The sequence below is a fragment of the Halorientalis brevis genome (assembly GCF_023077655.1).
The window spans coordinates 1-14,872 of the sequence record NZ_JALLGV010000001.1 but is presented as its reverse complement, the minus strand read 5'-3'; the positions used below and the strand labels follow the sequence as shown (position 1 = coordinate 14,872).

The following is a 14,872-nucleotide window of genomic DNA, read 5'->3' as shown; positions in this document are numbered from 1 at the left end:
TGGGATATAGTATTGTACCCTCAGCCCAAAACCGTTATCTACCTACTTCGATTAGTCATACGTGTGCAGAACATCCAAATCCACACAAGACTGGTGACGCAGGTGAGTACGCATGTTCGGAATTGAAACGCTCGGTGGCAACACGCAAGCGGCCGTCCTCGTCGGTATCGTCCTCTTCGAGGCGATCGTGCTGTATCTCGGCTACGGCGGTCTCGAAAAGATACTCGGCCCGTCGTTCAAGCGAGTTCTGGAGGGGCACTGTGCGTTCGTGGACGTGCTGCTCAGGCGGTGTTCCGTCTCGGAGAACGGGGGTGCTGACAGATGATGGAAATCCTCGGGGTGAGCGTCGTGCTGCTCGGAACCTTCGCCGGATTCGGCCTCCTCATCGGCATCCTGTTCGGCTTCTTCGGGATGGGCGGGTCGTTCCTCGTGACCCCGGCGCTACTCGTCATGGGGTACGAAGCGAACGTCGCGGTCGGGTCCGGGCTCGCCTTCGTGTTCGGGACCTCAGTTATCGCGACGCTCAAGCACCGCGACCTCGGGCAGGTCGACTACAAGCTGGGTGTCCTGATGATCGCCGGGACGACTGCGGGGATCGAAGTCGGGAAACTCGGTCTGGAGTACCTCCAGCACATCGGATTAGCTGATTCGGTCGTCAGCGTCGCGTACGTACTGTTGCTCGGTGGCATCGGCGTGTTCGTCACGCGCGAAGCACTGAAATCTAGCAGCGGTGGCGGGCTCGAACACGACGTCGACGAGGACGCCGACCTCGAAGACGCCGACATTCCCGACATCGCCCAGAAGATACAGTCCTACCGCGTCCCGCCCATGATTTCCATCCGGGGCGGTTTCACCGTCTCGCTGTGGATGGTGTTGGCCGTCGCGTTCGCGACCGGTCTGCTGTCCGGGTTCCTCGGCGTCGGCGGCGGGTTCATCCGCATGCCCGCGCTGTTCTACCTGATCGGCGTGCCGGTGCCGGTCGCGGTGGGAACCGACCTCTTCGAGATCGTCTTCTCGGGCGGGATCGGGAGCTTCCTCTACGCCCAATCGGGAGCCGTCGACCTGAGCATCGTCGTTCCGCTGTTGGCGGGGAGCGCGCTCGGCGCACGGCTCGGTGCAGCGGCTACCAGTCTCGTCGACGAGGAGGACATCAAGGTGTACTTCGGCGTCATGCTGTTGCTCGGGGCGATCGCGGTCGCCGTGCGACAGATCGGCGGCGTCCTGGAGATGCCAGTGCTCGACAGCGTGAGCCTGGCCATCATCCTCGGTGCCGCGCTGCTGGTCAGCGGTGCCGTCTCCTACAGTGCAGTGCGAGAATTGCGCAAAGACGATCCGCGCGGTACCGTTGCCCCAGAACTCTAACACCCGTTTCGACCGCTTTCGACTACTTCTCCCAGAAGTCTCTCGTGTCCGAGCCCAATTGGGTTTAGAGTATTGCACAGGACACACAAGATATAAGGTGTCCCGATTCCAAAGAAGGAGTGTAACATGGATCCAGACGATCTCCCCACGCCTGATGCTGAAGTTGACGAGATGGAACCTCGCGAACTCAAGCGCCGTATCGACGACGGCGAGGACGTGACCGTTCTCGACGCCCGGATGCAGGGTGATTTCGACGAGTGGCACATCGAGGGTGACAACGTCGAGATCGCGAACGTGCCGTACTTCCACTTCCTCGAGGACGAGGTCGACGACGAGTTGTTGGAGCAGGTGCCCGAGGGCGACCCACTCGTCGTGCTCTGTGCGAAGGGTGGTGCCAGTGAGTTCGTCGCTGGCTCCCTGAAGGCAGCCGGCCGCGACGTCGTCCACCTCCACGGCGGCATGAACGAGTGGGCTCGCATCTACGAGCGCGTCGAGGTATCCGAGTACGACGGTCCCGGGACAGTCTACCAGTACCAGCGCCCGTCCAGCGGCTGTCTGGCCTACCTCGCTGTTGACGGCGACGAGGCTGCGATCGTCGACCCGCTCCGCGAGTTCACGGACCGGTATCTGGAAGACGCCGAGGAACTCGGCGCTGATCTCGTCTACGCCATCGACACCCACATCCACGCAGACCACATCAGCGGCGTGCGCGCGCTCGATGACGAGGGCGTGACCGGCGTCATCCCCGCTGCGTCCGAACAGCGCGGCGTCACGTACATCGACGACCTGGAGAACGCCGCGGATGGCGACGTGTTCGAGGTCGGTGACATCGATATCGAGACGGTCTACACGCCCGGCCACACCAGTGGGATGACCTCCTACCTCATCGGCGACAGCATTCTCACCACTGGCGACGGCCTGTTCACCGAGAGCGTCGCTCGTCCGGACCTCGAAGAGGGCGACGAAGGCGCCCCCGACGCAGCCCGCCAGCTCTACGAATCGCTCCAGGAGAAGGTCCTGACGCTGGACGACGACGTGCTCATCGGCGGTGCTCACTTCAGCGACGCCGCAGAGCCGGCTGCAGACGGCACGTACACGGCCCCGATCGGCCAGCTCGTCGACGAGATGGACGCACTCACGGTCGACGAAGACGAGTTCGTCGACATCGTCCTCGCGGACATGCCCCCGCGCCCGGCTAACTACGAGGCCATCATCGCGACGAACCTCGGGAAGCAGGAGGCGTCCGACGAAGAAGCCTTCGAGCTCGAACTGGGTCCGAACAACTGTGCTGCCAGCCAGGACGCACTCACGGGCGACTAACGCCACGACGACGTCACATCCTCACCTGTCCCACTGATCGGTTCTTCCGTTTCGCCCGCGCAATATTGCTTTCCTCATACACAACTGTTATCAGCTGTGGCTGATTACCCCAAGATACCGATGACTGAGTACGGTCCCGACCGTGAGCGGACTGGGACCGAACGTCGAACGCTTATTATGTACCATAGCCAGGGGCTAAGCAACAGATGCCCTCGGGAGATGACGTGAACGACGCGGACGGCGCGTCGACCGAGTCGGCTGATCGCCCGGAGACGGAGGGTCCTGATTCCCGAATCGGCGAGGGACTGCTCGACGTTGACATGGGCCCGAGCTCCGCGTTCGCGCACCTCTACCGTGGCGAACTCCACCGGATGAAGCTCTGGCGCGAACGCCTGGACAAGACCACGAACTGGGCGGTCCTCCTGATGGCCGCGATCCTCACCTGGGCGTTCTCCAGCGAGGCGAACCCCCATTACATCATCCTCGTCGGCCAGGCGGCGATTACGATGTTCCTGTTCATCGAAGCCCGTCGCTACAGGGCCTACGACGTCTGGCGTTCGCGGGTCCGACACCTCCAGCAGAACGTCTGGGCACCGGGACTCGATCCGGACGTCGAACTGACCGACGTGAGCTGGCGGAAAGAACTGGCCCGGGATTACCAACACCCGAAGCTGAAGATCTCGGCCGAAGAGGCGATCGCCCATCGCCTGCGACGCGTCTACTTCCCGCTGTTCACGGTTCTCGACGCTGCGTGGGTGCTTCGAGTAACGGCCTTCGCCGATCAACCCTGGCCCGCGAGTGCGTCCGTCGGCGCCTTCTCGGGCGTCGTCGTCACGGTGATCGTCGTCCTCACCTACGGACTGTCACTCTACCTGTGCTGTCGGCCCCGCACGTGGCACACGCGCGGTGAACTCCTCGAAGAGGACCTCCGGGCAGACAGATCCGACGACCGAGACATATGACCGAACCGCCACGAATCCAGCAGCGCTAGTCGGTGCTGGCGGTTGACGAGGTCGACGCCACCTCCCGATGCTTATGGGGACTCGCCATCAGCCTGAGACATGGACCTCTACGCGACGCCGATCGACATCGGGACTCGCGCCCCGACGGTGATACTGAATACCGCGGACGCCGCCGAGTTAGGCGTCCATCCGCTCGATCGCGTCGAAATACAGCACGACGGCAGCACAGTCGTTGGTATCGTCGAACTCACGGACGAACTCGTCGACGTGGGCGAACTCGCGGTGACGCGGCCGCTCGGGCACATCGACGGGGAGGTGACCGTCACGATCGCACCGAACCCGACGTCGGCCTCGTCCATCCGGAAGAAACTCGACGACATCGAACTCGAAGCCGACGAACTCGACGCCATCGTGACCGACATCAAGTGGGACCGACTCACCGACGCTGAACTGAGCGCGTTCGTGACGAGCATCTACACGAACGGTCTCTCCCGGGCGGAGATCGTCCACCTCACCGAGAGCATGGTCGCTGCCGGTGAGACGATGACCTGGGACAGCGGCCTCGTCGCCGACAAGCACTCGATCGGCGGCGTCGCCGGCAATCGCGTGACCCCGATCGTCGTCCCCATCGCCGCCGCGGCGGGCGTGACGATTCCCAAAACCTCCTCGCGCGCGGTCACCTCCGCCGCCGGGACCGCGGACACGATGGAAGTGTTCTGTGACGTCGAGCTGGACATCGACGAGATCAGAGACGTCATCGCGGAGACGAACGGCTGTATGGTGTGGGGCGGTGGGGTCAACCTCTCACCGGTCGACGACAAGATCATCCGCGTCGAGACGCCGCTCTCGCTCGACCCACCAGGACAGATGATCGCGTCGGTCCTCTCGAAGAAAAAGAGCGCCGGCTCCTCTCGCGTGGTCATCGACATCCCCTACGGCGAGGGCGCGAAGGTTCACAGCCTCGACGCCGCCCGCGAGATGGCCGAGGACTTCGACCGCGTCGGATCGGCGCTGGACATGACCGTCGACTGTGCCATCACGCGGGGCAGCCAGCCCATCGGCAGGGGCATCGGCTGCGGACTCGAAGCCCGCGACGTGCTTGACGTCCTGCAAGGCAACGGCCCGCAGGACCTCAGACTGAAGAGCATCAACTTAGCCGACATGCTCCTGTCGGCCTGTGACGTCGACGACACGGCCGCGGAGATTCTCGAAGACGGACGCGCCCTCGAGTCGTTCCGCGAGATCATCGCGGCACAGAACGGCGATCCGGACGTGACGAAAGACGACCTTCCGATCGGTGAGTACACGGCGACGATCGAAGCCCAGCGTAGCGGACTGGTCAGTAACGCCAACAACCGGCTGGTGAACGAGACCGCTCGCCGCGCGGGCGCGCCGAAGGACAAAGGCGCCGGCCTCACGCTCGCCGTCCGCGTCGGCGATGCAGTCGACGAATCCAGCGTGCTGTTCACCATCTACGCCCAGACGGAGGAGAAGCTCGACGAGGCGGTGCGTTTCGCCCGGCAGGAAGTGCCCGTCCGCGTGAGCGGCCCCGACGAAGCCCTCGTCGAGCGGTACTAGGCGCAGGCCGCTCAGCAGTTCGTAGTCCTCGTCCGGCGTGTACCGCCGTCTGCCGAGTCAGCCGAGGACACGCCTCCTCGGATTACCGCCACAACAGACTGTAATCCTCGTCCGGCGTGTACCGCCGGAACGCCAGGCTGTTCGCCAGCACCGAGACGCTGGAAAACGCCATCGCGCCGGCAGCTAACACGGGCTGGAGCAGGCCCAGCGACGCCAGCGGAATCATCGCGGTGTTGTACCCAAGCGCCCAGAACAGGTTCTGCTTGATCTTCGTCAGCGTGCCGTCGGAGATGCGGATCGCTTTCAGCACGTCCTGCGGGTCCGAGCGCATCAGGGTCACGTCGGCCGCTTCGATCGCCACGTCAGTGCCGCTCCCGATGGCACAGCCGACGAACGCAGCCGCCAGCGCAGGCGCGTCGTTGACGCCGTCGCCGACCATCATCGCCCGTTCTCCGTCCGCCTGGATCTCGTCGATGGCGTCGGCCTTGTCCTCGGGCAGCACCTCGGCGCTGACGTGTTCCGGAGGAATGCCGACCTGCTCGGCCACTGCCTCGGCCGTCCGCTCGTTGTCGCCCGTGATCATGTGGACGGTCAGCCCGCGGTCGTGCAGCGCGCTGACTGCCGCCTTCGCCGACTCCTTGACGGTGTCCGCGTCGGCGACGACGCCGACCAGTCGACCGTCGACGGCAACGAGCATCGCGGTCTTCCCCTCGGACTCCAGGCGCTTCATCGCGTCCGCGGCTGGGGCAGGGTCGATGCCGTTGTCGTCCAGCAGTTTTCGGTTCCCGACCAGGACTTCGCCGTGGCTCGTCGTCGCGCGGACCCCGTGCCCGGGGACGTTCTCGAAGTCGTCGGGGGATTCGGGGTCGAGTCCGCGCTCGCGTGCGCCGTCGACGATGGCTTCGGCGAGCGGGTGTTCGCTCCCGCGCTCGGCGCTCGCGGCGGCTTCGAGGACGAACTCCTCGTCGAGTTCGGCCGCCAGCACGCCGCCGTCAGGGCGCTTACCGCCGTCGGTCGCCGCGCCGTCCACGACCACCACGTCGGTCAACTGCATCTCGCCTTCAGTGAGCGTCCCCGTCTTGTCGAAGACCACTGTCTCGACGTCACGAACTCGCTCCAGGATATCACCGCCCTTGAACAGGACGCCGTTCTGCGCGCCGATGGAGGTCCCGACCATCGTCGCGGCGGGGGTCGCAAGTCCCAGCGCGCAGGGACAGGCGATCAGCACTGCGCTCGCGAAGACGATGACCGCGAACTCGAACGCCGAGACGGCACCCCCGGCAGCGGCGGGCCCGCCGACGACCAGGCCCCAGAGCGGCAGCGCGCCGACGAGTCCGGCGAGCGCTTCGGGGAACAGGTACCAGACCACGCCCCAGAACAGGGCGTTGGCAATGACTGCGGGGACGAAGTACGCGCTGATACGGTCGGCGACGTTCTGGATGTCCGGCTGGCGGCTCTGGGCGTCCTTGACCATCGAGACGATCTGCTGGATCGCGGTTTCGGATCCGACTTTCGTCGCCTCGACGGTGAGCACGCCGTTCTGGTTGACGGTCGAGCCGACCACCTCGTCGCCCTCGCCCTTGTCCACGGGGACGGACTCCCCGGTGACCATCGACTCGTCGACGGAACTCTCGCCGTCGACGACTACGCCGTCCGTCGGGATCTTCTCGCCCGGCCGGACCTTCATGCGGTCGCCGACGTCGACCTCTTCGACGGGTATCTCGCGCTCTTTCCCGTCCTCGATGACGGTGGCCGTCTCGGCCTGCATGGCCAGCAGTTCCCGGATGGCCTCGCCGGCCTGGCCCTTCGAGCGGGCTTCGAGGTAGTTCCCCAGCGTGATGAACGTGAGGATGAGCGCCGCCGAGTCGAAGTACAGTCCCTCGGTGGCGATGAGGCCCAGGAGTGCTGCCACGCTGTAGAGGTACGCCGTCGAGGACCCCATCGCGATGAGGACGTCCATGTTGGCGCGTCCGTTCTTGACCAGCGATTTGTAGGAGTTCTCGTAGAACTCCCGCCCCAGAATGACCTGGACGGGCGTCGCCAGCAGGAAGGCGACCCACCCCATCGGGATCGGGCCGATCGCGTGGGGAAGGGTCCCGGGAGAGAGCAACTCGACGGCCATCATCGCGACCAGCGGCAGGGAAAGGGCCGCACCGAACAGCGTCAGGCGCTTCTGGCGCGTTATCTCTTCGTTACGGGCCACGTCCTGGCGCGACTGACCGGACTCGCCCCCGCTGTCCGCGTCGCCGTCACCGTCGTCCGCTCGAACTGGTGAGTAGCCGGCGTCTTCGACCGCGTCGTAGAGGTCCGATCTGTCGACGTCAGCCGGATTGTACTCGACCCGGGCCTCGTCGGTCGCGAAGTTCACCGTCGCGTCGACGACGCCCGGTACGTTCAGCAACGCTTCTTCGCTGCTGTCGGCGCAGTTCGAACAGGACATGTCCGTGATGCCGAACGTCGCGGTCTCGCGGACGACGCCGTAGCCCGCGTCCTCGACGGCGTCGAAGATGTCGGCCAGCGAGACCTCGTCTGGATCGTACGTCACGCTCCCCTCGTCAGTGGCGTAGTTGGCGGTGACCTCCGAGACGCCCGCGAGGTCGCCGACGCGCTCTTCGATCGACCCCGCGCAGTTGGCACAGCTCATGCCCGTCAACTCCAGCCGCGATCGCCTCTCTGACATTCTTGCGTATACATACGTGTCCCCTACTCAAGCAGTTTGCTCCTTGCCTCCCGTCCCCAGAACGCCCAAAAATCTTCAAGTCATAACTGAGAATGGCGTGTGGGTTTTGATTCGAAACCGGTCACCGATCGAACCGTCGACCGGCCGTTGCCGGTATCAATTATTATTGCGACGGGACCTGATTAGCAACGTTAATGGGGTGGCACACTGAGTCGGTCGACGAGATTCAGGCGGAGTTAGAGACTGACGACGCGGGATTATCGAGCGAAGAAGCCCGGCGACGGCTCGACGAGTACGGCCCGAACGAGATCGAATCCGGTGAGACCGTCTCGCCACTCGCCGTGTTCGTCTCGCAGTTCCAGGACGCGCTCGTCTACCTGCTCGTCGTCGCCGCACTGCTGGCCGTTGGGGTCGGGTTCCTGCCGGGTCAGGACCCCGAGTACGTCGACGCCGGACTCATCCTGCTCATCCTCCTGGCGAACGGCGTCTTCGGCTTCGTGCAGGATTACCGGGCGCAGCGATCCATCGAAGCGCTCAGGGAACTCGCCTCGCCAGACGCGACGGTCATTCGAGACGGAGAGCGGCGAATCGTCGACGCGCGCGAGGTCGTCCCTGGCGACCGCATCGTCGTCGAACAGGGCGACGCGATTCCGGCCGACGCCCGCGTCGTCGAGGCCAACGGCCTGGAGACCAACGAGTCGGCGCTGACCGGCGAGAGTGCCACCGTCGGCAAAGATCCCGAGGTGCTTCCCGAGGACACGCCGCTCGCAGAGCGCGAGAACATGGTGTTCATGAACACGACGGCCGTCCGCGGTCGCGGTCAGGCGGTCGTGATCGAGACCGGAATGGACACGGAGGTCGGCGAAATCGCGACGCAACTTGGCGAGACCGAAGAAACCGAGACGACCTTTCAGAGCGAGATCGACCGCCTCGGCAAACAGATCGGGGTCGGCGTCGTCGCGCTCATCGGCCTCGTCGCCCTCATCCAGTTTCTCCTCACTGGAACGGACCCGATCACGGTACTGCTCGTCGCGGTGACGCTGGCCGTCGCAGCGGTTCCCGAAGGACTGCCGGCCGTCGTCACCTTCACGCTCGCGCTGGGCTCGCGGACGCTGCTGGACAAGAACGCGCTGGTTCGGCGGTTGCCGGTCGTCGAGAGTCTCGGCTCCGTTGACGTGATCCTCACCGACAAGACGGGCACGCTCACGGAGAACCGGATGATCGTCACGCGAGCGTACGCTGACGACGCCGTCTTCGAGACGGCGGCGACCGACGGTGGCCGCGCTTTCCAGGAGGAAGCCACCGGAAGCGCGCTCGAAGCCGTGCTCCGGTGTGGGGCCGTGTGCAACAACACCGAACCCGCCCCCGCCGACGCCGACGAAGACTACCACGGCGACCCAACAGAGATCGCCGTCTTCGAGGCGGCCAAACGAGCCGGCGTCGACGCGGATGCCGACCGCCTCCGTGAGATTCCCTTCTCGTCTGAACGACGGCGCATGACAGTCGTCGTCGACGAGGACGAGCCCACTGCATACATGAAAGGAGCCCCCGGGAAGGTGCTCGAACACTGTGACCGCCTGCTGGACGACGGTGAGGTCGTCCCGCTCACCGACGAGCGACGGGCGGCCATCCTCGAGCAAACGGAGCAGTTCGCCGGCGACGCGCTGCGCGTGCTCGGGTTCGCTCGCAAGTCGGTTGCAGACACCGATGCACCGGACGACGAGATCGAGTCCGGGCTAGTGTTCCTGGGCCTCCAGGGGATGATCGACCCACCGCGGGGCGAGGTCGCCGACGCCGTGGCGGACTGTCGGCGGGCCGGCATCCGGGTCATCATGGCGACCGGTGACAACCTCGCGACTGCCAGCGCCATCGGCGAGCAGGTCGGTTTCGACCCGGACGGCGCGATGACGGGGCACGAGTTCGCATCGCTCTCGGAAGACGAACAGACCGACACCGTCGAGGACGTGGAGGTGTTCGCCAGGGCGGAACCCAGACACAAGGTCAGCATCCTCTCGGCGCTCAGAGAGAACGGGCACGACGTGGCGATGACCGGCGATGGCGTCAACGACGCGCCCGCGCTCCAGGGCGCCGACGTGGGGATCGCCATGGGCCAGCGCGGGACCGACGTGGCGAAACAGGCCTCGGACATGATCCTGCAGGACGACAACTTCGTCACCATCCGCGACGCCGTCGAGGCGGGCCGCGGCATCTTCGACAACGTGCGGACCTTCGTCAACTACCTGCTCTCGGCCAACGCCGGCGAAGTGCTGGTGGTCTTTTTCGGCGTGCTGCTCGGCGGCCTGCTGTTCCCGGACCTGTTCGCCGGGAGCGAGGCAGTCGGTCTGGTACTCACCCCCGTGATGCTGCTGTGGGTGAACCTCGTGACCGACGGGCTGCCAGCGCTGGCGCTGGGCGCGGACCCGACGGCGCCGAACGTGATGGATCGCCCGCCACGTGGCAGGGGCGAGCCGATCATCGATCAACGGGTGCTCGCGTCGGTTCTCGGGATCGGGATCGTGATGACGATCGTCGGTCTGTCGCTCTTCTTCGCGCGGCTGTCGGCCACTGGGTCGCTCGTCCGCGCGCAGACGACGCTGTTTACGTTCCTCGTGTTGATCGAGTTGGCGCGCATTCAACTGATTCGTCGCCGCTACGGCAAGTCGCTGCGGTCGAACCCCTGGCTCGTCGGCGCCGTCGTGCTCACGCTCGCCCTGCAACTCCTGGTGCTCTACACGCCGCTGGCGGGTCTGTTCGACGTGGTCCCGCTGCCGCTGGATGAGTGGCTCTGGCTCGCTGGCGCGTTCGCGGCGTTCGTCGTCCTGAACTACCTGCTGGTCCTGGCACTCGACAGACTGCTCCCCGCTATCCGGGCAGGAGAACGTTGATGACAGTCACGACGACGCCAGCGAGCCCCATCCGGATTCCGGCGACGACCCAGGACTGGCCGGAGATGCTGCCCATGTAGGCGCCGAAAAAGAACAGCAGCAGGACGCCGAGCAGGACCGCCAGCGCCGTCGCTTGCAACATCGTGATGACTGCCGGTGCGAAGGCGTACGCGCTGATGGGAATGAGAATGCCCAGGAGCGGACCGATGCCACTCATCGTGGCGTGTTTCACTCTGTCGCGCTTGTTCTGGTCCGCGAGCCGCGTCTCGGTGAGATCGGTCAGCATCGCGCGCTCGACTTCCTGGCGCTCGATTCGCATTTCCGCTCGCTCGATCTCCCAGACGCTCCAGACGCCCGAGGTACTCAGACCGACGGCTGCGCCGACGCCCACCGCGACCACGGTCGCACCGTCCGGGACGCCCGAGAGGTACGAGCCGACGGCGACGCCGGTGCTCGTCAGCGTCCCGTCGAACCCGTTCGAGACGAAGTACCGACGCGAGATGGCGTCGAACAGCGAGCCGACTCGTTCGCGGAGTCGCGTTCCCACCATCTCAGTCCTGCGGCGTCTCGCCCGCTTCGACGAGCACGTCCCCGCAGGCGAACTCGTCGATGGAGTGGACGCTCGCTCCGAACTCGTCGACCGTGGACGTGACGGCGTCGTAGTCGATCCCCGCTCCCTCCACAGTCACTTTCACGTTCTCGACTTCGCGGTCGATCTCGACGAGCGTCACGTTCACGCCTTCGACGCCCTCAGCGTCGGCGACGCCGTCCGCAAGCGCTGGAATCGCCGGTTCGTGTGGTTTCAACACGTCGAGGACGAGCCGTCGGATGTGGGCCATACACTGGTGTTACCGCTGGCGGAGAAAAGGTCGGTGGGTTCCGGAAAACGGTCTCAGCCCAGACGTGCCGTCAGGAGTCGACCCCTTCACGGAGCTGTTCGTACTGTTCGACGAACCGCGACTGACAGGACGAGCAACAGAACTGATAGAGCGTCCCGTCGAGTTTCGTCGATTCCCCTTCCGCGGTGACTGTGTTGCCACACTCCGCACAGGACGGGGCGAGTTCCGCGTTCCCCAGGGACGGATTCCAGGACGTGTCTGCCAGGAGGTCGACGGTGTACTCCTCTATGACGGCCATCTCGACGGCGTCGTCGAGGAGCGACTGCACGTCCGCCTCTGGGGCCGTCGCGGTGAACACGACGTGCTCGTCGGCGGTCGTGAACACGTGTTCGACCGTCTCAGCGGTCGACAGCGACGACCGAACGGCGGCGGCGTTCCCCGGCTCGACCTGAACGTCCACGAGGACGGGAACCCCTTCGCGGAGCATCGACCGATCGACGTCGACAGTGAACCCGCGGATGAGGCCCAGTTCCTGGAGCCGATCGACGCGGTCGGAGACGGCCGGCGGTGAGAGGTCCACGCGTTCGGCGATGTCGCTGTACGGCCGTCTCCCGTCTTCGAGCAATAACCGCAGTATCTGCCGGTCAGTGTCGTCGATCCCCCGCATTTGTCTGGCCAGGTATACCAGCGGGGCTGGCAAAGCACTTGTGGCCATCCCCAATTCCGGCTCTCACTCTCGGTCCTCGCTTGCGATCCGGTTGTAGTAGAGCCACAGGAGCCCGTACCCCAGGACGCCGGCGGCGAACACGACGACCGGGATGAGAAACGGCCCGACCCGCTGGAACAGTTCGGCGAGCAGCAGTCCAACAGTGGTCACGTCTGGACACGCGTTCCGGAGCAGCGTGGCTCTGGCGATCCAGTCCGACGCCACTTGCGGGACTGACGTCGGTCTCCGAACCTTCATTCCGGAGTGGGACCAATCGCGGCGTGTGTATCGCGCTGGCCATCTCGGTGTGTCGCTGCTCGTGTACGCGCCCGTCGGAGTCGCGCTGGTCGTCGCCGGTCGGGCGGACCTCGCGATCCTCGGCGAGTTCTGCATGCTCTCGTTGGCGACGCTCCCGGACACTGATCATCGCCTCCCCTTTGTCTCACACCGTGGCCCGACCCACACCGTCGGCTTCGCCCTGCTCGTCGGCGCCGCACTGAGTACGCTCGGCTGGGCGGTCGGCGGCCAACCCGCGGCAGCGTCGACGAGTGAACTCGCCGTCTTCGGGTTCGCCATCGGGACCCTCTCCGTCTTCGCGCACTTACTCGGCGACGTCATCACCCCGATGGGCATCGCTCCGTTCTGGCCGGTCTGGAATCGCCGGTTCACGCTCGGGCTGACCCGCGCCGACAACGTGATCGCGAACTACGGACTCCTGGGACTGGGCGTGTTCGTCACTGCGGGACTGGTGGTCGTCGCGAGGCCCCTAATTCTATAGCCCCCGAGAATTAGTGCGTGTACACCCGACCACTTGCTGGCTCGTGATCACGAGCCCGGACTCCCCCAGAACCTCTTTCCCACCCACCCTTCCCGTCCCCCTCGTTTTCGCTGCGTTTCCGACGGCGTCGAGTCGGCTGATCCGGAATCGACCGGAGGGAATTACTGGTCAGGGCCCGGACTCTCAGACATGGAACGCGAGACGCTCCGGTGTCGGCTGTGCGGGGCACAGCTCACGCGCGGACTGCTCGTGACCGACAGCCGCAACTGCTGTCTGAACGCCACGCCGATCGCTGGGACCTGTCCCGAACACGGGCCCGTGGGTCCACACCACGCCGTGGAGGCGGAATGCGAATCGTGATCAGGAACTCGAAAACCGGGCACGACACAGTCGAGTGACGGTCATCGGAGAGAGCAATGGACGACATCTACGGGTACTCGCCGCGAGCCGTGAGCCGCGACCTGGCACTCATCAGTCTCGTCGCCGTCGTACTCGTCGTGATTCACGTCGCCGTCCCGCCCGGTGGACGAGCGCGATTCGCGTTCAACCACGATTCGCTCGACCCGGTGACAGTGGTGACGAGCCCGTTCGTACACGTCGACGACGCCCACCTCTTCGGGAACCTCGCGGGGTACGTCGCGTCGACGGTCGTGGCCTACGGCCTCTGTCTGAAGGCGCGAGAGCGCCGTTGGTTCCACCTGACCTTTGCGAGTTTCCTGGTGGTGCTCCCGGCCACGGTCAGTCTGACCAGTTACGCCATCCTGGGGTGGCTCTACCCGGCGATCGATCCGATCACGCGAGGGTTTTCCGGCGTCGGGGCCGCCTTCACAGGGTTCGTCCTCATCGCCGTGCTGGTCGTCGTTCGAACGGAGTACGGGTGGCTGACGGCGCAGTACCTCGGCCTGGCGGTATGGTTGTGGCTGCTGCTCGAACTGTTTCTCATCTACGGCGGTGACACGCTGGGGGTGGCGCTCGCAGTCGCCGGGCTCGGCTGGGCTTTCTGTGGCTGGGGGTTGATCGACGAACACGGCACGACTGACATCCGCGATGGCCTGCGCCGGGCGGCCGACGACGTTCTCACCGTCGGGGTGGTGGTCTGGTTGCTGACGCTGTTCGTCGTCGTTCTCTTCCCGGCCGAACCAGTCGGCGACGGGTCGGTCACGAACGTCTTCGCCCACGCCGCTGGCATGGGCTACGGCCTCGCCGGCTCAGGGTTGACGTATCGGTTGCTCCACCGCTGAGAACCGACCCGATGACCGTCGACGAACGGCAGTCACGTCCGACAACCCCGCCACTTCTGGTGAATTGCGTCCTAGTTCGACCAACGTGTGGGGTGATATCGTTTGACGGCCGAAAAGGTTTAGTATGGTACGCTATAACATGGTAGTCGAGCCCCGGTTCAGCGGGGTTCTCGGCGGGAACGACCGTCGCCAATCACTCGGGAATTGGCATCGCCACACGACTACGCGACGCTCCCGGTCACGGCTGGCCAGCCTATGCATGCATTTGCCGGGACATCGGCGAGTTCGCTCGCCGAAAGTCGACTTTTCATGCGCTCACGTCCGATAGTCACGACTGCCGTCACTTGGGACCAGTTTCCACGCTCACCGAGGAAATCGGAACGCAGGTAGCCGAAGTGAACTACCCTACCCTACTCGCTCACGGCTGACGCCGTTCGCTCCTTGAGGGTAGGGCTTCCTGTTTCCACGACGCGCTTTGCAGGAACAACCGCAGTTTCCGCAGGGAGCGCAGTCTCCACAGG

At 65.1% G+C, this 14,872-nt stretch carries 13 protein-coding genes and 1 pseudogene; 9 read left to right on the top strand and 5 right to left on the bottom strand.

The window, feature by feature from the left end:
- Positions 1-112: 112 nt before the first annotated feature.
- The 5 genes and pseudogenes from MU553_RS00070 to MU553_RS00050 all read left to right on the top strand — a co-directional run.
- A pseudogene (locus MU553_RS00070) lies at positions 113-256 on the top strand (DUF7512 family protein); the annotation flags it as partial.
- A 65-nt stretch (positions 257-321) separates the two neighbouring features.
- The gene (locus tag MU553_RS00065) at positions 322-1,362 is read left to right on the top strand and encodes a sulfite exporter TauE/SafE family protein (protein WP_345893335.1); all 1,041 of its coding nucleotides are present in this window, start codon (positions 322-324) and stop codon (positions 1,360-1,362) included.
- Between the two features lie 126 nt (positions 1,363-1,488).
- On the top strand, positions 1,489-2,682 hold the full coding sequence (locus MU553_RS00060; protein ID WP_247372456.1) for an MBL fold metallo-hydrolase: 1,194 nt from the start codon (positions 1,489-1,491) through the stop codon (positions 2,680-2,682).
- 206 nt (positions 2,683-2,888) lie between these two features.
- Entirely contained in the window at positions 2,889-3,644 is a 756-nt protein-coding gene (locus MU553_RS00055) for a DUF2270 domain-containing protein (protein ID WP_247372453.1), read from the top strand.
- A gap of 99 nt (positions 3,645-3,743) precedes the next feature.
- The gene (locus MU553_RS00050; RefSeq protein WP_247372450.1) at positions 3,744-5,222 is read left to right on the top strand and encodes an AMP phosphorylase; all 1,479 of its coding nucleotides are present in this window, start codon (positions 3,744-3,746) and stop codon (positions 5,220-5,222) included.
- 82 nt (positions 5,223-5,304) lie between these two features.
- Here MU553_RS00050 and MU553_RS00045 read toward each other — a convergent pair whose 3' ends face one another.
- Positions 5,305-7,902, bottom strand: coding sequence for a heavy metal translocating P-type ATPase (locus tag MU553_RS00045; RefSeq protein ID WP_247372426.1), 2,598 nt, complete (start codon positions 7,900-7,902; stop codon positions 5,305-5,307).
- Between the two features lie 194 nt (positions 7,903-8,096).
- Here MU553_RS00045 and MU553_RS00040 point away from each other — a divergent pair, with 194 nt between their 5' ends.
- Entirely contained in the window at positions 8,097-10,787 is a 2,691-nt protein-coding gene (locus MU553_RS00040; protein ID WP_247372404.1) for a cation-translocating P-type ATPase, read from the top strand.
- Here the strand turns inward: MU553_RS00040 and MU553_RS00035 are convergent.
- The 4 genes from MU553_RS00035 to MU553_RS23705 all read right to left on the bottom strand — a co-directional run bounded on the left by MU553_RS00035 (position 10,765) and on the right by MU553_RS23705 (position 12,557).
- Positions 10,765-11,337 carry a VIT1/CCC1 transporter family protein gene (locus tag MU553_RS00035; protein ID WP_247372401.1) on the bottom strand — a complete coding sequence of 191 codons (573 nt, stop codon included), beginning with the start codon at positions 11,335-11,337 and terminating at the stop codon, positions 10,765-10,767. The two genes, MU553_RS00040 and MU553_RS00035, sit on opposite strands and share 23 nt — an antisense overlap.
- 1 nt (position 11,338) lies before the next feature.
- The gene (locus MU553_RS00030) at positions 11,339-11,626 is read right to left on the bottom strand and encodes a DUF211 domain-containing protein (protein ID WP_247372380.1); all 288 of its coding nucleotides are present in this window, start codon (positions 11,624-11,626) and stop codon (positions 11,339-11,341) included.
- Positions 11,627-11,696: 70 nt separating this feature from the next.
- Entirely contained in the window at positions 11,697-12,293 is a 597-nt protein-coding gene (locus MU553_RS00025) for a winged helix-turn-helix transcriptional regulator (protein ID WP_247372358.1), read from the bottom strand.
- Between the two features lie 63 nt (positions 12,294-12,356).
- On the bottom strand, positions 12,357-12,557 hold the full coding sequence (locus tag MU553_RS23705; protein WP_247372344.1) for a hypothetical protein: 201 nt from the start codon (positions 12,555-12,557) through the stop codon (positions 12,357-12,359).
- A gap of 58 nt (positions 12,558-12,615) precedes the next feature.
- On the opposite strand from MU553_RS23705, the gene MU553_RS00015 reads away from it, so the two are divergent.
- The 3 genes from MU553_RS00015 (at position 12,616) to MU553_RS00005 (ending at position 14,351) form a co-directional block, all read left to right on the top strand.
- The gene (locus MU553_RS00015) at positions 12,616-13,110 is read left to right on the top strand and encodes a metal-dependent hydrolase (RefSeq protein WP_247372329.1); all 495 of its coding nucleotides are present in this window, start codon (positions 12,616-12,618) and stop codon (positions 13,108-13,110) included.
- Positions 13,111-13,299: 189 nt separating this feature from the next.
- On the top strand, positions 13,300-13,470 hold the full coding sequence (locus tag MU553_RS00010; RefSeq protein ID WP_247372313.1) for a hypothetical protein: 171 nt from the start codon (positions 13,300-13,302) through the stop codon (positions 13,468-13,470).
- Between the two features lie 56 nt (positions 13,471-13,526).
- Positions 13,527-14,351, top strand: a complete 825-nt coding sequence (locus MU553_RS00005) for a hypothetical protein (RefSeq protein ID WP_247372310.1) — start codon at positions 13,527-13,529, stop codon at positions 14,349-14,351.
- The last annotated feature ends 521 nt before the right edge of the window (positions 14,352-14,872 follow it).